General features: G+C 58.1%; 16 protein-coding genes and 2 pseudogenes. 7 read left to right on the top strand and 11 right to left on the bottom strand.

Going from position 1 to position 18,538, the window contains the following annotated elements; all coding sequences use genetic code 11:
- Positions 1-53 precede the first annotated feature (53 nt).
- From I6L32_RS22955 to I6L32_RS22945, 3 genes are all read right to left on the bottom strand, one after another.
- Entirely contained in the window at positions 54-1,205 is a 1,152-nt protein-coding gene (locus I6L32_RS22955; RefSeq protein WP_254203950.1) for a methyl-accepting chemotaxis protein, read from the bottom strand.
- Between the two features lie 265 nt (positions 1,206-1,470).
- Positions 1,471-2,451 carry an IS5-like element IS5 family transposase gene (locus I6L32_RS22950; protein WP_026141915.1) on the bottom strand — a complete coding sequence of 327 codons (981 nt, stop codon included), beginning with the start codon at positions 2,449-2,451 and terminating at the stop codon, positions 1,471-1,473.
- 275 nt (positions 2,452-2,726) lie between these two features.
- Positions 2,727-3,758 (bottom strand): IS630-like element ISAhy2 family transposase, encoded by a 1,032-nt coding sequence (locus I6L32_RS22945; protein ID WP_202041482.1) that lies wholly within the window; start codon positions 3,756-3,758, stop codon positions 2,727-2,729.
- 80 nt (positions 3,759-3,838) lie between these two features.
- Between I6L32_RS22945 and I6L32_RS22940 the strand changes: the two genes are divergently transcribed.
- Complete coding sequence (locus I6L32_RS22940; protein ID WP_254203908.1) at positions 3,839-4,351, top strand: transposase; 513 nt, start codon at positions 3,839-3,841, stop codon at positions 4,349-4,351.
- Positions 4,352-4,535: 184 nt separating this feature from the next.
- Here I6L32_RS22940 and I6L32_RS22935 read toward each other — a convergent pair whose 3' ends face one another.
- The 5 genes and pseudogenes from I6L32_RS22935 to I6L32_RS22915 form a co-directional block, all read right to left on the bottom strand.
- On the bottom strand, positions 4,536-4,736 hold the full coding sequence (locus I6L32_RS22935) for an acyl-CoA/acyl-ACP dehydrogenase (RefSeq protein WP_164522547.1): 201 nt from the start codon (positions 4,734-4,736) through the stop codon (positions 4,536-4,538).
- 127 nt (positions 4,737-4,863) lie between these two features.
- Positions 4,864-5,727, bottom strand: a complete 864-nt coding sequence (gene sul4 / locus I6L32_RS22930) for a sulfonamide-resistant dihydropteroate synthase Sul4 (protein WP_128681947.1) — start codon at positions 5,725-5,727, stop codon at positions 4,864-4,866.
- Between the two features lie 104 nt (positions 5,728-5,831).
- Entirely contained in the window at positions 5,832-6,116 is a 285-nt protein-coding gene (folK, locus tag I6L32_RS22925; protein WP_122129129.1) for a 2-amino-4-hydroxy-6-hydroxymethyldihydropteridine diphosphokinase, read from the bottom strand.
- Between the two features lie 126 nt (positions 6,117-6,242).
- Positions 6,243-7,081: pseudogene (aadA1, locus tag I6L32_RS22920) on the bottom strand (ANT(3'')-Ia family aminoglycoside nucleotidyltransferase AadA1).
- A 57-nt stretch (positions 7,082-7,138) separates the two neighbouring features.
- Positions 7,139-7,771 carry a type B-3 chloramphenicol O-acetyltransferase CatB8 gene (locus tag I6L32_RS22915; protein WP_010635894.1) on the bottom strand — a complete coding sequence of 211 codons (633 nt, stop codon included), beginning with the start codon at positions 7,769-7,771 and terminating at the stop codon, positions 7,139-7,141.
- Between the two features lie 168 nt (positions 7,772-7,939).
- Here I6L32_RS22915 and intI1 point away from each other — a divergent pair, with 168 nt between their 5' ends.
- The 4 genes from intI1 to I6L32_RS22895 all read left to right on the top strand — a co-directional run bounded on the left by intI1 (position 7,940) and on the right by I6L32_RS22895 (position 13,120).
- Positions 7,940-8,953 carry a class 1 integron integrase IntI1 gene (gene intI1 / locus I6L32_RS22910; protein WP_000845048.1) on the top strand — a complete coding sequence of 338 codons (1,014 nt, stop codon included), beginning with the start codon at positions 7,940-7,942 and terminating at the stop codon, positions 8,951-8,953.
- Positions 8,954-9,289: 336 nt separating this feature from the next.
- Positions 9,290-9,850 (top strand): recombinase family protein, encoded by a 561-nt coding sequence (locus tag I6L32_RS22905; protein WP_001161490.1) that lies wholly within the window; start codon positions 9,290-9,292, stop codon positions 9,848-9,850.
- A 3-nt stretch (positions 9,851-9,853) separates the two neighbouring features.
- Entirely contained in the window at positions 9,854-12,820 is a 2,967-nt protein-coding gene (locus tag I6L32_RS22900) for a Tn3-like element TnAs1 family transposase (RefSeq protein WP_216945382.1), read from the top strand.
- 57 nt (positions 12,821-12,877) lie between these two features.
- Entirely contained in the window at positions 12,878-13,120 is a 243-nt protein-coding gene (locus I6L32_RS22895) for a transposase (RefSeq protein WP_000844627.1), read from the top strand.
- A 31-nt stretch (positions 13,121-13,151) separates the two neighbouring features.
- Here the strand turns inward: I6L32_RS22895 and tetR(A) are convergent, their stop codons facing one another.
- Complete coding sequence (gene tetR(A) / locus I6L32_RS22890; RefSeq protein ID WP_000164043.1) at positions 13,152-13,802, bottom strand: tetracycline resistance transcriptional repressor TetR(A); 651 nt, start codon at positions 13,800-13,802, stop codon at positions 13,152-13,154.
- Positions 13,803-13,907: 105 nt separating this feature from the next.
- On the opposite strand from tetR(A), the gene tet(A) reads away from it, so the two are divergent.
- Entirely contained in the window at positions 13,908-15,107 is a 1,200-nt protein-coding gene (tet(A), locus tag I6L32_RS22885) for a tetracycline efflux MFS transporter Tet(A) (protein ID WP_000804064.1), read from the top strand.
- Between the two features lie 31 nt (positions 15,108-15,138).
- Here tet(A) and I6L32_RS22880 read toward each other — a convergent pair whose 3' ends face one another.
- Together I6L32_RS22880 and I6L32_RS22875 are read right to left on the bottom strand one after the other, a co-directional pair.
- Positions 15,139-16,023: a DMT family transporter gene (locus I6L32_RS22880; protein WP_000058717.1), complete on the bottom strand. Its 885-nt coding sequence runs from the start codon at positions 16,021-16,023 to the stop codon at positions 15,139-15,141.
- A 137-nt stretch (positions 16,024-16,160) separates the two neighbouring features.
- Positions 16,161-16,553: a cysteine hydrolase family protein gene (locus tag I6L32_RS22875; protein ID WP_001351729.1), complete on the bottom strand. Its 393-nt coding sequence runs from the start codon at positions 16,551-16,553 to the stop codon at positions 16,161-16,163.
- Between the two features lie 3 nt (positions 16,554-16,556).
- Between I6L32_RS22875 and I6L32_RS22870 the strand changes: the two are divergent.
- Positions 16,557-18,308, top strand: a pseudogene (locus tag I6L32_RS22870) (Tn3-like element TnAs1 family transposase); the annotation flags it as partial.
- Positions 18,309-18,538: the final 230 nt, after the last annotated feature.

The raw sequence follows: 18,538 nt of genomic DNA, 5'->3' as shown, positions 1-18,538 counted from the left end.
AAAGGGATAACCGATGGTAAAGTAAGTTATCCCTGTCGAGATACTGAAAAGCGTTATCCTCGTTTTTCCCAAAACTGTTTTGCCAGTTCGCTCAGAGCGCTAGTTAACTGAGCGACAGATTTCGCACTTTGCAAATTATTCTGCCCGGTCTGTACATTGGTATCAGCAGCATCGCGTATATTGATAATACTGCGGTTTATGTCTTCACTTACTGCTCCCTGCTGCTCGACCGCAGTCGCTATTTGCGCGTTCATGTCGGTAATTTCGTTAACGCGTTGGCCAATTCCATCAAGAGCTGTAGCTGCTTCCTCTGCGTGAGCTACACTCGTGTGCGCTTGCCGACTACTTTGCTCCATGACTGTAACAGCGGATTGCGCTCGCTCTTGTAGAGCGCTGATCATGCTTTGAATATCCGTTGTCGATTGCTGTGTGCGAGCAGCAAGACTGCGAACCTCATCGGCGACAACAGCAAAACCACGCCCCTGCTCACCAGCACGCGCGGCCTCAATTGCTGCGTTGAGTGCCAACAAATTCGTTTGCTCGGCGATCCCTCGTATAACGTCAAGAACTTTTGATATCTCGTTACTTTGACCTTCAAGCTCATGAATAACCTGAGCGGCTTGCCTAATTTCACCTTCAAGGGCAGTGATTGACTGGCTTGTGTGGGCTACCAGACGCTGGCCAGATGCCGTCTCAGTGTCTGCTCTTCCGGCCGCATCTGCAGCATGCTGTGCATTGCTCGCAACCTCTTGAATGCTTGCCACCATTTGGTTTACTGCCGTTGCTATTTGATCTGTCTCTGCCTGCTGCTCAACTGTAAGTACATTGCTTGACTCAATATCCTTTAGTAGGCCTCGGGTGTGTTCGCTAAGCCGATTTGATGCATCACCTATGCGACCTACTATGGCGCCTGTTTCAGCTTGCATCATTCGTAAAGCAAACTCTATTTGGCCAAACTCATCGGTGCGCCCAGTGTAGAGGGATTGACTTAATGGGTTATTGGAAATATTCCTGGCTCTTTCAACCAGTCTTCCAAGAGGAGAGAGAATAGCCAAAACACTAACAGAGCTTAAGCTTCCTGACATTAAAGTGGCTAACAATAAGCTGCTTATTGATGTATCAGTAAGCATGCCGGCAGCCATTGCGCTTGATATAATACTACCCCATATGAGCAAGAGTATTTTCACGGAAAAGCTAGCAGCCAATTTCGGCCTCGCGGCCTTCCCGCTTCTCAATTGAGCATATAATTTTTCCGCAGCCAAAACCTGCTCAGGTTCAGGCTTGGTCCTTACAGACTGGTATTCAACAATCGAACCATTCTTAGGGAAGGTGCGAATAAGCGGGGAAATTCTTCTCGGCTGACTCAGTCATTTCATTTCTTCATGTTTGAGCCGATTTTTTCTCCCGTAAATGCCTTGAATCAGCCTATTTAGACCGTTTCTTCGCCATTTAAGGCGTTATCCCCAGTTTTTAGTGAGATCTCTCCCACTGACGTATCATTTGGTCCGCCCGAAACAGGTTGGCCAGCGTGAATAACATCGCCAGTTGGTTATCGTTTTTCAGCAACCCCTTGTATCTGGCTTTTACGAAGCCGAACTGTCGCTTGATGATGCGAAATGGGTGCTCCACCTTGGCCCGGATGCTGGCTTTCATGTATTCGATGTTGATGGCCGTTTTGTTCTTGCGTGGATGCTGTTTCAAGGTTCTTACCTTGCCGGGGCGCTCGGCGATCAGCCAGTCCACATCCACCTCGGCCAGCTCCTCGCGCTGTGGCGCCCCTTGGTAGCCGGCATCGGCTGAGACAAATTGCTCCTCTCCATGCAGCAGATTACCCAGCTGATTGAGGTCATGCTCGTTGGCCGCGGTGGTGACTAGGCTGTGGGTCAGGCCACTCTTGGCATCGACACCAATGTGGGCCTTCATGCCAAAGTGCCACTGATTGCCTTTCTTGGTCTGATGCATCTGCGGATCGCGTTGCTGCTCTTTGTTCTTGGTCGAGCTGGGAGCCTCAATGATGGTGGCATCGACCAAGGTGCCTTGAGTCATCATGACGCCTGCTTCGGCCAGCCAGCGATTGATGGTCTTGAACAATTGGCGGGCCAGTTGATGCTGCTCCAGCAGGTGGCGGAAATTCATGATGGTGGTGCGGTCCGGCAAGGCGCTATCCAGGGATAACCGGGCAAACAGACGCATGGAGGCGATTTCGTACAGAGCATCTTCCATCGCGCCATCGCTCAGGTTGTACCAATGCTGCATGCAGTGAATGCGTAACATGGTTTCCAGCGGATAAGGTCGCCGGCCATTACCAGCCTTGGGGTAAAACGGCTCGATGACTTCCACCATGTTTTGCCATGGCAGAATCTGCTCCATGCGGGACAAGAAAATCTCTTTTCTGGTCTGACGGCGCTTACTGCTGAATTCACTGTCGGCGAAGGTAAGTTGATGACTCATGATGAACCCTGTTCCATGGCTCCAGATGACAAACATGATCTCATATCAGGGACTTGTTCGCACCTTCCCTAATAGATCAAGCCCGAGTGAACATGCTCAGAGACTGGAAGCATTCCGGCTTTAGCATCGAGAGCGAAACCAGACTATTCAACAAGGCCGATCGAGAAGCCCTCGGCCAGTATGTCGTTCGCGGCGCTACCTGTGCAGAAAAAATTCAGTATGATCCAGCTTCCGACACGATAATCTGGACAGCTAAATAACTGATCCCAATAGTGCTACACCTTCGCTGTGCCATAGCCATTCCCCGGGAAAGGAGACACGGTATCCATGAAGTGTTTCACTCGGGCCAGCAGGTTTGCCATCCCTATGCATTGATGATTGCGCGTGATGGTTTCATGTAACTTGTGCCATAGCCGTTCTATGTGATTAACCCAAGGGCTGTAAACTGGCTGGAACACCAGGCAGAACTTGGGATTCTTCTTCAACCATCGCTCGGTCTGTTTGCTTTTGTGAATGATGTAGTTATCGAGGATCAACGTGATGGTTTTGGCTCGTCGGTAGTGGTGGCGCAGCTTTTCCAGCATGGCAATAAACAGCGATGAGTTTTTCTTGATCCCGCTGACGTAAAGTACCCTTCCGTTGCCTGCGTGGAGAACGCCTGCCAGATAATGCTTGGCATTCTGCCCCGGTGTGACAACCCGCTTTTGCTGCGCTCTGAACATCCAGTCGGCTCCTAATTTGGGATTGAGGTCTATATCGACTTCATCCTCATAAAACACCGGATTATCGGCATCACAGCGGGCCAGCGCGGCGTCGATATTCGCCATTTTTTCCTGATAGGCTGGGTCTTTTATCCGCAAGGTCGGCACGGGCCTGCGCCAGACAATGCCCATACGAGGTAACCATCGGCGGAGCGTGGAGGCTGCCACATTGAGCCCTGTTAACCGATTGATTTTTATAGCCAATAGTTCGGTACACCAACGGCTGCGCTGATAACCAAAATCTTGCGGAGAAAACTGCATGAGCAGCACCAGTAAGGTGACAATCTTGGCGATAGGTAAGACTGGGGCACGGCCAGCCGGTAAGGCTTCTAGCGCATCTATGCCTTCATCTCGATACCACCGAAGCCAACGACCGATGGTCGAGCGCGCAGCGCCGGTAAGGTGATGAACATCGGTGATCGTGCGTCCTTCATGTAACAGCAAGATGGCCATCAAGCGACGAGCATGTCCTTTATCACGGGTGGCATGGATGATTTTGTGAATGCGGCGCCGTTGTGGTCGTGGCAGAGGTGGTAGGATAGGCATCAACTCAGTCCTTTGGGTGTGGCTTGTTTTGTTTAGCGACTAATCAGATCGCACAAACTGGACTGAGTTCCCTTCCTCCGGTGATCTACTATTCGGAACAGCTATTTAGCCCAAAGGGATTCTACAAAGGAAAAACAGAGACCTTCAAAGGCTTTGAATTCGTCGACCAGCTTGTGGCCCATTTACCACCAAGGCGGGTTCAATTGCTTCGTCGCTATGGCGTATATGCGGGCAAAGTCCGCAAGCAGTGGCAAGAGCGCCCCAATATTTATAGCCTGGCCCCAGAAAGTTGGCAAAAAGGTCATCCACGCGAATCCAAAATTGTTCCAGCCATACCTCAGGAGAAACCGGAAACTGTCCAAGTTTCCGATGCCTGGTCCAAGTTGCGCAAACAAAGTTGGGCACGGTTGTTACAGAAAGTCTATGAAGTTGACCCGTTTGTTTGCCCAAAATGCCAGGGAACAATGTCGGTTGTGGCGATAATCGAGGATCCCAAGGAGCTTGCCAAGATTATTAACTGGGCAAAGCAGCAGGAACGGGAGCAGCCAGTGGCCGTCTGTGCTCGTTCACCTCCTGAGCTTGCTTTGGTGTAGGTATAATACCCAAAAACGAAGTTTATGCGGAACAGGATAACACCTCGAAATCGGAGTTTATATGGCTTCGTGGGGGAGTTATGTGTTTGAGCTTTGTCGCATTAACGCGAATCAGGGGTTGACGGCAGAAATAGACTGGAATTACACTTCTTGGAGTCGGCGTTGCCGGAAAATTCTGATTGGATTAGTTGTTCGGGGTGCGAAAACAGTCGTAGTTCGGGGGAAAAACCGAATTTTGACCCGAAACCGCAAAAAACCCGAAATGACAGTTCCTATCAGTTTCTTCGTCCGCATCCCGAAACACTTTCCGTATGCGCTCTTCCGCCAGGCGGCGGATGGCATCGGTTAGCATCTTTTGTTCCTGGTCTAGTTCAAAATCGATCATGTGCAGCTCCTATAAAATGTGTCTAAATTCAGTGTGTTTGTGGTTTGATTCGTAATGCGTAATGCGTAATAAACCTTACGCATTACGTTTTACGCATTTCACTAGTGACTGATAGCACTGAAATCCTTTAACGTCTCACGATTGCATCTGTCATACGGGCGACCCGAACGATTGCTTTGACGTCATGGACGCGCACAACGTCGGCTCCTCGGTCAATGCCAATGGCGACGGTGGCCGCCGTTCCTTCTATGCGCTGGTCTGGCGGCAAATCGAGCGTATAGCCAATAAATGATTTGCGCGACGGACCTATTAAGATGGGAAATCCCATTGTTTTGAACTGATTAATCTGGTCGAGCAGTTGCAAACTTTGCTCGACGGTTTTACCGAAGCCGATGCCGGGATCCAGGATAATTTGGGACTCTTTTACGCCGGCTTTTAAGGCGATGTCGATGCTTTCTTGTAATTCACGTTTAACGTCGGTGATGAGGTCGTCGTATTTTACCCCGATGAAGCGCCCGCCCAGCTTTTTTTCTTGCGCTATGTTCTTTGGTTTGCTGCGGTTGTGCATAAGGACGATGGGGCAGCCGGCTTGTGCTGCCAGGCCGGCCATGTCCGGGTCCATGCGCAGCCCCCTGACGTCGTTGAGCCAGCTGGCGCCTGCCGCCAGGGCCGCTTCGGCCACGGAAGCGCGGTAGCTGTCGATGGAAATAACGACGTCCACAGCCTGGCGTACGGCCTGCACCACCGGCAGCACCCGCGCCAGTTCTTCCTCTGCGCTTATAGGTGAGCTGCCAGGGCGGGTACTCTCGCCGCCAATGTCGATGATGTCTGCGCCGTCGGCTACAAATTGTTTGGCCTGGGCTACCGCTTTGGCGATGACATCTTCTTCAACCATAACGCCATCTCCAGAAAAGCTGTCTGGAGTGACGTTGAGGATGCCCATGATGTAGGTGCGTTCACCCCATTTGAAGCTGGTTAGTGTGGTTGACATCAATAGCAGTTCCTTGAAAATTTTTTACACCCTCTCCCCAGCCCTCTCCCACCGGGAGAGGGAGATGTTCCCTCCCCATTTTAGGGGGAGGGTTAGGGTGGGGGTTAAGTGCCCATGAAGTTTGGTTGATCCGGTAAACGGTAAACGGCCGTTGTGGCCTCATCTACGGATGAGGATACGTCAGCCAGCATTTGGGCTACAGACTTTTGGGTCTGGGGATGTTCGTAATCGGGCGCAATGTCAGCCAGGGGTGCCAGGACAAAAGCACGTTCATCGACGAAGGGATGAGGAATAGCCAGGATATCGTCGTTCATGATCATGTTGTCATAGAAAAGGATGTCGATGTCGATGAGGCGCGGCCCCCATTTAAAAGTGGGTTTACGCCCAATTTCAAAACTGGAAGAAAAACGCTGTCTTTCTTACAATTTCCACAAATCCGACAAAATCCACTTTTAGTTTTATTATAAATTGATGACATTTTCTCCTCCGCCCGAAGGGTCAAGCTAACGCTTGAGTTAAGCCGCGCCGCGAAGCGGCGTCGGCTTGAACGAATTGTTAGACATTATTTGCCGACTACCTTGGTGATCTCGCCTTTCACGTAGTGAACAAATTCTTCCAACTGATCTGCGCGGGAGGCCAAGCGATCTTCTTCTTGTCCAAGATAAGCCTGTCTAGCTTCAAGTATGACGGGCTGATACTGGGCCGGCAGGCGCTCCATTGCCCAGTCGGCAGCGACATCCTTCGGCGCGATTTTGCCGGTTACTGCGCTGTACCAAATGCGGGACAACGTAAGCACTACATTTCGCTCATCGCCAGCCCAGTCGGGCGGCGAGTTCCATAGCGTTAAGGTTTCATTTAGCGCCTCAAATAGATCCTGTTCAGGAACCGGATCAAAGAGTTCCTCCGCCGCTGGACCTACCAAGGCAACGCTATGTTCTCTTGCTTTTGTCAGCAAGATAGCCAGATCAATGTCGATCGTGGCTGGCTCGAAGATACCTGCAAGAATGTCATTGCGCTGCCATTCTCCAAATTGCAGTTCGCGCTTAGCTGGATAACGCCACGGAATGATGTCGTCGTGCACAACAATGGTGACTTCTACAGCGCGGAGAATCTCGCTCTCTCCAGGGGAAGCCGAAGTTTCCAAAAGGTCGTTGATCAAAGCTCGCCGCGTTGTTTCATCAAGCCTTACGGTCACCGTAACCAGCAAATCAATATCACTGTGTGGCTTCAGGCCGCCATCCACTGCGGAGCCGTACAAATGTACGGCCAGCAACGTCGGTTCGAGATGGCGCTCGATGACGCCAACTACCTCTGATAGTTGAGTCGATACTTCGGCGATCACCGCTTCCCTCATGATGTTTAACGCCAGAATTAAGCCGTGCCGCGAAGCGGCGTCGGCTTGAATGAATTGTTAGACGGCAAACTCGCGCCAATACTTATGCAGACCAAAAATATTTGACGAGCACAGCAGAGGCATTGCTGTCTTAATTTTATCTAGTGGCCAGTTCCACCACTCCATCTCCATGAGCAATGAGATTTCCTCATCGGAGAAGCGCTTCTTAATTTGCTTTGCGGGATTTCCCCCGATGATGGCATAAGGCTCTACATCTTTTGTCACCAACGAGCGACTACCTATCACGGCACCGTCTCCAATTTTGATGCCAGGCATAATCATTGCCTCCGAGCCTATCCAGACATCATTGCCAATGACGGTATCACCTGCTCTTTGGAAGGCGTCGAGTGCTCTTGAGAAAGCAGGCTCCTCTTGCATATAGAAGAAGGGGAAGGATGATGCCCAGTCATGCCGATGCCCCTGATTGCCAGCCATGATGAAGGAAGCCCCGCTTCCTATAGAACAAAAGCTGCCAATGATCAATTTATCAACGTCATCACGATCTGGAAACAAGTATCGCGCGCATTCATCAAATGAGTGCCCGTGATAGTAGCCAGAGTAATAGCTATACCGGCCTACTCTGATATTTGGATTTTTCACTTGCTCAGAAAGAAGTTCCCCTTTGAAAGGGCTGTTAAAGTAGTTTTTCATCAGAGTTCGTGGAACCTTTTCTTGCCGTCTAACTTTGTTTTAGGGCGACTGCCCTGCTGCGTAACATCGTTGCTGCTCCATAACATCAAACATCGACCCACGGCGTAACGCGCTTGCTGCTTGGATGCCCGAGGCATAGACTGTACAAAAAAACAGTCATAACAAGCCATGAAAACCGCCACTGCGCCGTTACCACCGCTGCGTTCGGTCAAGGTTCTGGACCAGTTGCGTGAGCGCATACGCTACTTGCATTACAGTTTACGAACCGAACAGGCTTATGTCCACTGGGTTCGTGCCTTCATCCGTTTCCACGGTGTGCGTCACCCGGCAACCTTGGGCAGCAGCGAAGTCGAGGCATTTCTGTCCTGGCTGGCGAACGAGCGCAAGGTTTCGGTCTCCACGCATCGTCAGGCATTGGCGGCCTTGCTGTTCTTCTACGGCAAGGTGCTGTGCACGGATCTGCCCTGGCTTCAGGAGATCGGAAGACCTCGGCCGTCGCGGCGCTTGCCGGTGGTGCTGACCCCGGATGAAGTGGTTCGCATCCTCGGTTTTCTGGAAGGCGAGCATCGTTTGTTCGCCCAGCTTCTGTATGGAACGGGCATGCGGATCAGTGAGGGTTTGCAACTGCGGGTCAAGGATCTGGATTTCGATCACGGCACGATCATCGTGCGGGAGGGCAAGGGCTCCAAGGATCGGGCCTTGATGTTACCCGAGAGCTTGGCACCCAGCCTGCGCGAGCAGCTGTCGCGTGCACGGGCATGGTGGCTGAAGGACCAGGCCGAGGGCCGCAGCGGCGTTGCGCTTCCCGACGCCCTTGAGCGGAAGTATCCGCGCGCCGGGCATTCCTGGCCGTGGTTCTGGGTTTTTGCGCAGCACACGCATTCGACCGATCCACGGAGCGGTGTCGTGCGTCGCCATCACATGTATGACCAGACCTTTCAGCGCGCCTTCAAACGTGCCGTAGAACAAGCAGGCATCACGAAGCCCGCCACACCGCACACCCTCCGCCACTCGTTCGCGACGGCCTTGCTCCGCAGCGGTTACGACATTCGAACCGTGCAGGATCTGCTCGGCCATTCCGACGTCTCTACGACGATGATTTACACGCATGTGCTGAAAGTTGGCGGTGCCGGAGTGCGCTCACCGCTTGATGCGCTGCCGCCCCTCACTAGTGAGAGGTAGGGCAGCGCAAGTCAATCCTGGCGGATTCACTACCCCTGCGCGAAGGCCATCGGTGCCGCATCGAACGGCCGGTTGCGGAAAGTCCTCCCTGCGTCCGCTGATGGCCGGCAGCAGCCCGTCGTTGCCTGATGGATCCAACCCCTCCGCTGCTATAGTGCAGTCGGCTTCTGACGTTCAGTGCAGCCGTCTTCTGAAAACGACAGTCAGAATAGAGTCTGCTTTCCCATTTTTTGACACATGCCCGCGAAGGTTATAGATTTCAGCCTGACAGAAATGGGCTTTGAGGCACAACGGAACAGAAAGTGCACTTAAGCCGCCTTCAACCAAGGAGACATCGTGCAGGGGCACCGCATCGGCTACGTCCGGGTCAGCAGCTTTGACCAGAACCCGGAACGCCAGCTGGAACAAACCCAGGTGAGCAAGGTGTTCACCGACAAGGCATCGGGCAAGGACACCCAGCGCCCCCAGCTCGAAGCGCTGCTGAGCTTCGTCCGCGAAGGCGATACAGTGGTGGTGCACAGCATGGATCGGCTGGCCCGCAACCTCGATGACCTGCGTCGCTTGGTACAGAAGCTGACTCAGCGCGGCGTGCGCATCGAGTTCCTGAAGGAGGGCCTGGTGTTCACTGGCGAGGACTCGCCGATGGCCAACCTGATGCTGTCGGTGATGGGGGCCTTCGCTGAGTTCGAGCGCGCCCTGATCCGCGAGCGGCAGCGTGAGGGCATCGCCTTGGCCAAGCAGCGTGGCGCGTACCGGGGCCGCAAGAAAGCCCTGTCCGATGAGCAGGCTGCTACCCTGCGGCAGCGAGCGACGGCCGGCGAGCCCAAGGCGCAGCTTGCCCGCGAGTTCAACATCAGCCGGGAAACCCTCTACCAGTACCTCCGCACGGACGACTGACACATGCCGCGTCGCTTGATCCTCTCGGCCACGGAGCGGGACACCCTGCTTGCGCTGCCGGAAAGCCAGGATGACCTGATCCGCTACTACACCTTCAACGACTCCGACCTGTCGCTGATCCGCCAGCGACGCGGCGACGCCAACCGCCTCGGCTTCGCCGTGCAGCTCTGCCTGCTGCGCTACCCCGGTTACGCGCTGGGAACCGACAGCGAGCTGCCCGAGCCGGTCATCCTGTGGGTGGCGAAGCAAGTCCAGGCCGAGCCGGCGAGCTGGGCAAAGTACGGCGAGCGCGACGTGACCCGTCGCGAGCATGCCCAGGAACTGCGCACCTACCTGCAACTGGCCCCGTTCGGCCTGTCCGACTTCCGCGCCCTGGTGCGCGAGCTAACCGAGCTGGCCCAGCAGACCGACAAAGGCTTGCTGCTGGCCGGTCAGGCCCTGGAGAGCCTACGGCAGAAACGACGCATCCTGCCGGCGCTGAGCGTGATTGACCGGGCCTGCTCGGAAGCCATTGCGCGAGCCAATCGGCGGGTCTACCGCGCCCTGGTCGAACCACTCACGGACTCGCATCGGGCCAAGCTGGACGAGCTGTTGAAGCTCAAGGCCGGCAGCAGCATCACCTGGTTGACCTGGCTGCGCCAGGCACCGCTGAAACCCAACTCTCGGCACATGCTGGAACACATCGAGCGGCTGAAGACATTTCAGTTGGTGGACTTGCCCGAAGGCCTGGGCCGGCACATCCACCAGAACCGCCTGCTCAAGCTGGCCCGCGAGGGTGGGCAGATGACGCCCAAAGACCTCGGTAAGTTCGAGCCGCAGCGCCGCTACGCGACCCTGGCCGCCGTGGTGCTGGAGAGCACCGCGACCGTGATCGATGAGCTGGTCGATCTGCATGACCGCATCCTGGTCAAGCTGTTCAGCGGCGCGAAGCACAAGCATCAGCAGCAGTTCCAGAAGCAGGGCAAGGCGATCAACGACAAGGTGCGCCTGTACTCCAGGATCGGCCAGGCGCTGCTGGAAGCGAAGGAAAGCGGCAGCGACCCCTATGCCGCCATCGAGGCGGTGATTCCCTGGGACGAGTTCACCGAGAGCGTCAGCGAGGCCGAGCTGCTGGCCCGGCCGGAAGGCTTCGACCACCTGCACCTGGTCGGCGAGAACTTCGCCACCCTGCGCCGTTACACGCCGGCCTTGCTGGAGGTGCTGGAACTGCGCGCCGCGCCGGCCGCGCAAGGCGTGCTGGCAGCCGTGCAGACCCTGCGTGAGATGAACGCCGACAACCTGCGCAAGGTGCCGGCCGATGCACCCACGGCCTTCATCAAGCCGCGCTGGAAGCCGCTGGTGATCACCCCGGAAGGCCTCGACCGGAAATTCTACGAAATCTGTGCCCTGTCCGAGCTGAAGAACGCCCTGCGCTCCGGCGACATCTGGGTCAAGGGCTCGCGGCAGTTCCGCGACTTCGACGACTACCTGCTGCCGGCCGAGAAGTTCGCCGCACTCAAGCGCGAGCAGGCCCTGCCCCTGGCGATCAACCCGAACAGCGACCAGTACCTGGAAGAGCGTTTGCAGCTGCTGGACGAGCAGTTGGCCACCGTCACCCGCCTGGCCAAGGACAACGAGCTGCCCGATGCCATCCTCACCGAGTCAGGGCTGAAAATCACCCCGCTGGATGCGGCGGTGCCGGATCGGGCGCAGGCGCTGATCGACCAAACCAGCCAGTTACTGCCGCGCATCAAGATCACCGAACTGCTGATGGACGTGGACGACTGGACGGGCTTCAGCCGCCACTTCACCCACTTGAAGGACGGGGCCGAGGCCAAAGACAGGACGTTGCTGCTGTCCGCAATCCTCGGTGATGCGATCAACCTCGGGCTGACCAAGATGGCCGAGTCGAGCCCCGGCCTGACCTACGCCAAGCTGTCCTGGCTGCAAGCCTGGCACATCCGCGACGAAACCTATTCGGCGGCCTTGGCCGAGCTGGTCAACCACCAGTATCGCCACGCCTTTGCCGCCCACTGGGGCGACGGCACGACCTCATCCTCCGATGGCCAGCGCTTCCGCGCGGGTGGCCGGGGCGAGAGCACCGGGCACGTCAACCCGAAGTACGGTAGCGAGCCGGGACGGCTGTTCTATACCCATATCTCCGACCAGTACGCGCCGTTCAGCACCCGCGTGGTGAATGTCGGCGTCCGCGATTCCACCTATGTGCTCGACGGCCTGCTGTACCACGAGTCCGACCTGCGGATCGAGGAGCACTACACCGACACGGCCGGCTTCACCGATCACGTCTTTGCCCTGATGCACCTGCTAGGCTTCCGCTTCGCGCCGCGCATCCGCGACCTCGGCGAAACCAAGCTGTACGTGCCGCAGGGCGTGCAAGCCTACCCGACGTTGCGCCCGCTGATCGGCGGCACCCTGAACATCAAGCACGTGCGTGCCCACTGGGACGACATCCTGCGCCTGGCCAGCTCGATCAAGCAGGGCACCGTCACCGCCTCGCTGATGCTGCGCAAGCTCGGCAGCTACCCGCGCCAGAACGGACTGGCCGTGGCCCTGCGCGAGCTGGGCCGGATCGAGCGCACGCTGTTCATCCTGGACTGGCTGCAAAGTGTTGAACTGCCCCGCCGCGTGCATGCCGGCCTGAACAAAGGTGAGGCGCGCAACTCGCTGGCCAGGGCGGTGTTCTTCAACCGCCTTGGGGAAATCAGGGATCGGAGCTTCGAGCAGCAGCGCTACCGGGCCAGCGGCCTCAACCTGGTGACGGCGGCTATCGTGCTGTGGAACACGGTGTACCTGGAACGCGCCACCCAGGGGTTGGTCGAGGCCGGCAAGCCGGTGGACGGCGAGCTGCTGCAATTCCTGTCGCCGCTGGGCTGGGAGCACATCAACCTAACCGGCGATTACGTCTGGCGGCAGAGCCGCAGACTGGAAGACCGGAAGTTTCGGCCCTTACGGATGCCCGGAAAACCTTAGCGTACGATTTTTTCCGAATTCTGCGGGCTCCCCTATCTCATCTGCGCAAGGCAGAACGTGAAGACGGCCGCCCTGGACCTCGCCCGCGAGCGCCAGGCGCACGAGGCCGGCGCGCGGACCCGCGCCACGGCCCACGAGCGGACGCCGCAGCAGGAGCGCCAGAAGGCCGCCAGAGAGGCCGAGCGCGGCCGTGAGGCTTGGACGCTAGGGCAGGGCATGAAAAAGCCCGTAGCGGGCTGCTACGGGCGTCTGACGCGGTGGAAAGGGGGAGGGGATGTTGTCTACATGGCTCTGCTGTAGTGAGTGGGTTGCGCTCCGGCAGCGGTCCTGATCAATCGTCACCCTTTCTCGGTCCTTCAACGTTCCTGACAACGAGCCTCCTTTTCGCCAATCCATCGACAATCACCGCGAGTCCCTGCTCGAACGCTGCGTCCGGACCGGCTTCGTCGAAGGCGTCTATCGCGGCCCGCAACAGCGGCGAGAGCGGAGCCTGTTCAACGGTGCCGCCGCGCTCGCCGGCATCGCTGTCGCCGGCCTGCTCCTCAAGCACGGCCCCAACAGTGAAGTAGCTGATTGTCATCAGCGCATTGACGGCGTCCCCGGCCGAAAAACCCGCCTCGCAGAGGAAGCGAAGCTGCGCGTCGGCCGTTTCCATCTGCGGTGCGCCCGGTCGCGTGCCGGCATGGATGCGCGCGCCATCGCGGTAGGCGAGCAGCGCCTGCCTGAAGCTGCGGGCATTCCCGATCAGAAATGAGCGCCAGTCGTCGTCGGCTCTCGGCACCGAATGCGTATGATTCTCCGCCAGCATGGCTTCGGCCAGTGCGTCGAGCAGCGCCCGCTTGTTCCTGAAGTGCCAGTAAAGCGCCGGCTGCTGAACCCCCAACCGTTCCGCCAGTTTGCGTGTCGTCAGACCGTCTACGCCGACCTCGTTCAACAGGTCCAGGGCGGCACGGATCACTGTATTCGGCTGCAACTTTGTCATGCTTGACACTTTATCACTGATAAACATAATATGTCCACCAACTTATCAGTGATAAAGAATCCGCGCGTTCAATCGGACCAGCGGAGGCTGGTCCGGAGGCCAGACGTGAAACCCAACAGACCCCTGATCGTAATTCTGAGCACTGTCGCGCTCGACGCTGTCGGCATCGGCCTGATTATGCCGGTGCTGCCGGGCCTCCTGCGCGATCTGGTTCACTCGAACGACGTCACCGCCCACTATGGCATTCTGCTGGCGCTGTATGCGTTGATGCAATTTGCCTGCGCACCTGTGCTGGGCGCGCTGTCGGATCGTTTCGGGCGGCGGCCGGTCTTGCTCGTCTCGCTGGCCGGCGCTGCTGTCGACTACGCCATCATGGCGACGGCGCCTTTCCTTTGGGTTCTCTATATCGGGCGGATCGTGGCCGGCATCACCGGGGCGACTGGGGCGGTAGCCGGCGCTTATATTGCCGATATCACTGATGGCGATGAGCGCGCGCGGCACTTCGGCTTCATGAGCGCCTGTTTCGGGTTCGGGATGGTCGCGGGACCTGTGCTCGGTGGGCTGATGGGCGGTTTCTCCCCCCACGCTCCGTTCTTCGCCGCGGCAGCCTTGAACGGCCTCAATTTCCTGACGGGCTGTTTCCTTTTGCCGGAGTCGCACAAAGGCGAACGCCGGCCGTTACGCCGGGAGGCTCTCAACCCGCTCGCTTCGTTCCGGTGGGCCCGGGGCATGACCGTCGTCGCCGCCCTGATGGCGGTCTTCTTCATCATGCAACTTGTCGGACAGGTGCCGGCCGCGCTTTGGGTCATTTTCGGCGAGGATCGCTTTCACTGGGACGCGACCACGATCGGCATTTCGCTTGCCGCATTTGGCATTCTGCATTCACTCGCCCAGGCAATGATCACCGGCCCTGTAGCCGCCCGGCTCGGCGAAAGGCGGGCACTCATGCTCGGAATGATTGCCGACGGCACAGGCTACATCCTGCTTGCCTTCGCGACACGGGGATGGATGGCGTTCCCGATCATGGTCCTGCTTGCTTCGGGTGGCATCGGAATGCCGGCGCTGCAAGCAATGTTGTCCAGGCAGGTGGATGAGGAACGTCAGGGGCAGCTGCAAGGCTCACTGGCGGCGCTCACCAGCCTGACCTCGATCGTCGGACCCCTCCTCTTCACGGCGATCTATGCGGCTTCTATAACAACGTGGAACGGGTGGGCATGGATTGCAGGCGCTGCCCTCTACTTGCTCTGCCTGCCGGCGCTGCGTCGCGGGCTTTGGAGCGGCGCAGGGCAACGAGCCGATCGCTGATCGTGGAAACGATAGGCCTATGCCATGCGGGTCAAGGCGACTTCCGGCAAGCTATACGCGCCCTAGGAGTGCGGTTGGAACGTTGGCCCAGCCAGATACTCCCGATCACGAGCAGGACGCCGATGATTTGAAGCGCACTCAGCGTCTGATCCAAGAACAACCATCCTAGCAACACGGCGGTCCCCGGGCTGAGAAAGCCCAGTAAGGAAACAACTGTAGGTTCGAGTCGCGAGATCCCCCGGAACCAAAGGAAGTAGGTTAAACCCGCTCCGATCAGGCCGAGCCACGCCAGGCCGAGAACATTGGTTCCTGTAGGCATCGGGATTGGCGGATCAAACACTAAAGCTACTGGAACGAGCAGAAGTCCTCCGGCCGCCAGTTGCCAGGCGGTAAAGGTGAGCAGAGGCACGGGAGGTTGCCACTTGCGGGTCAGCACGGTTCCGAACGCCATGGAAACCGCCCCCGCCAGGCCCGCTGCGACGCCGACAGGATCTAGCGCTGCGTTTGGTGTCAACACCAACAGCGCCACGCCCGCAGTTCCGCAAATAGCCCCCAGGACCGCCATCAATCGTATCGGGCTACCTAGCAGAGCGGCAGAGATGAACACGACCATCAGCGGCTGCACAGCGCCTACCGTCGCCGCGACCCCGCCCGGCAGGCGGTAGACCGAAATAAACAACAAGCTCCAGAATAGCGAAATATTAAGTGCGCCGAGGATGAAGATGCGCATCCACCAGATTCCCGTTGGAATCTGTCGGACGATCATCACGAGCAATAAACCCGCCGGCAACGCCCGCAGCATCGCGACCGTCATCGGTGAGAAGTTCGGCAGGTATTGGGTGGTGACAATGTAGGTGCTGCCCCAAATGGCAGGTGCTATCGCTGTGAACAATAAATCGGGCGTGCGTAATGACATGCGATTACAAGACCTCCGCTACGGCGATGGGTTTTTGAGAGTTGCAGGCGCCGCGATGACCGCACCCTGACTTGGACTGGCCCTGCCTCGCACCAATCCACCTGCGGCTATGGCCGCGATCATGCGAGGCCCGAAAATTACACGACCTGTACACGTCCGCCGAACCCGGAACGCAACAGAGCTTCGTGGGCATCCCGATCCGGGTCGTAGCAGCAGTCCTGGACCAAACGCACGTCGTAGTCCGCATCACTAGCCCAGGCGACGCTTGAAAGAACAACGCCGGTGGTGCTTATCCCGGCCATGACAAGCGTGCTTACGCCGCGCGTCCGAAGGTCGGCGTCGAGCGCCGTGCCATAAAAGACGCTGGCTCGCGGACATGCATAGAAAAGGTCGCCCCGTTCGATCGCAAGCCCTTCGACGGGCAGACCGGTGCGAAATCGTCCGCTCGGGAGATACGGTGAGATTTGGCGATTCGTCGCCGGCGGCGCATGTTCATACTCTTCGCCGAGCGAAAAGTTGGGGAACAGCACGGGCCGGCCGCGCAAGGCGTGCTGGCAGCCGTGCAGACCCTGCGTGAGATGAACGCCGACAACCTGCGCAAGGTGCCGGCCGATGCACCCACGGCCTTCATCAAGCCGCGCTGGAAGCCGCTGGTGATCACCCCGGAAGGCCTCGACCGGAAATTCTACGAAATCTGCGCCCTGTCCGAGCTGAAGAACGCCCTGCGCTCCGGCGACATCTGGGTCAAGGGCTCGCGGCAGTTCCGCGACTTCGACGACTACCTGCTGCCGGCCGAGAAGTTCGCCGCACTCAAGCGCGAGCAGGCCCTGCCCCTGGCGATCAACCCGAACAGCGACCAGTACCTGGAAGAGCGTTTGCAGCTGCTGGACGAGCAGTTGGCCACCGTCACCCGCCTGGCCAAGGACAACGAGCTGCCCGATGCCATCCTCACCGAGTCAGGGCTGAAAATCACCCCGCTGGATGCGGCGGTGCCGGATCGGGCGCAGGCGCTGATCGACCAAACCAGCCAGTTACTGCCGCGCATCAAGATCACCGAACTGCTGATGGACGTGGACGACTGGACGGGCTTCAGCCGCCACTTCACCCACTTGAAGGACGGGGCCGAGGCCAAAGACAGGACGTTGCTGCTGTCCGCAATCCTCGGTGATGCGATCAACCTCGGGCTGACCAAGATGGCCGAGTCGAGCCCCGGCCTGACCTACGCCAAGCTGTCCTGGCTGCAAGCCTGGCACATCCGCGACGAAACCTATTCGGCGGCCTTGGCCGAGCTGGTCAACCACCAGTATCGCCACGCCTTTGCCGCCCACTGGGGCGACGGCACGACCTCATCCTCCGATGGCCAGCGCTTCCGCGCGGGTGGCCGGGGCGAGAGCACCGGGCACGTCAACCCGAAGTACGGTAGCGAGCCGGGACGGCTGTTCTATACCCATATCTCCGACCAGTACGCGCCGTTCAGCACCCGCGTGGTGAATGTCGGCGTCCGCGATTCCACCTATGTGCTCGACGGCCTGCTGTACCACGAGTCCGACCTGCGGATCGAGGAGCACTACACCGACACGGCCGGCTTCACCGATCACGTCTTTGCCCTGATGCACCTGCTAGGCTTCCGCTTCGCGCCGCGCATCCGCGACCTCGGCGAAACCAAGCTGTACGTGCCGCAGGGCGTGCAAGCCTACCCGACGTTGCGCCCGCTGATCGGCGGCACCCTGAACATCAAGCACGTGCGTGCCCACTGGGACGACATCCTGCGCCTGGCCAGCTCGATCAAGCAGGGCACCGTCACCGCCTCGCTGATGCTGCGCAAGCTCGGCAGCTACCCGCGCCAGAACGGACTGGCCGTGGCCCTGCGCGAGCTGGGCCGGATCGAGCGCACGCTGTTCATCCTGGACTGGCTGCAAAGTGTTGAACTGCGCCGCCGCGTGCATGCCGGCCTGAACAAAGGTGAGGCGCGCAACTCGCTGGCCAGGGCGGTGTTCTTCAACCGCCTTGGGGAAATCAGGGATCGGAGCTTCGAGCAGCAGCGCTACCGGGCCAGCGGCCTCAACCTGGTGACGGCGGCTATCGTGCTGTGGAACACGGTGTACCTGGAACGCGCCACCCAGGGGTTGGTCGAGGCCGGCAAGCCGGTGGACGGCGAGCTGCTGCAATTCCTGTCGCCGCTGGGCTGGGAGCACATCAACCTAACCGGCGATTACGTCTGGCGGCAGAGCCGCAGACTGGAAGACGGGAAGTTTCGGCCCTTACGGATGCCCGGAAAACCTTAGCGTACGATTTTTTCCGAATTCTGCGGGCTCCCCCACTAGGGCGCGGCGTAGCAGATCAGCGGTTTTAACGGCCGGATCGTTGGCCAGGGCAATCAGTTCGGGGATGAGTGCGGGCATGGACGTGCTCCTAGGCGATATTAGGCCCCCATTGTACTCGGTTTCGGTGGTTTGGATTGCAGGACTGCAAACGGCAGGATCCCGGCCCCACGCTGGCCGGTTTTTCCCGCCGC

This window comes from Aeromonas sp. FDAARGOS 1402, from assembly GCF_019046925.1.
GTDB lineage: Bacteria > Pseudomonadota > Gammaproteobacteria > Enterobacterales > Aeromonadaceae > Aeromonas > Aeromonas caviae.
Note: the sequence above shows the minus strand (reverse complement) of the source record. Positions and strands in the feature narration are given on the sequence as shown.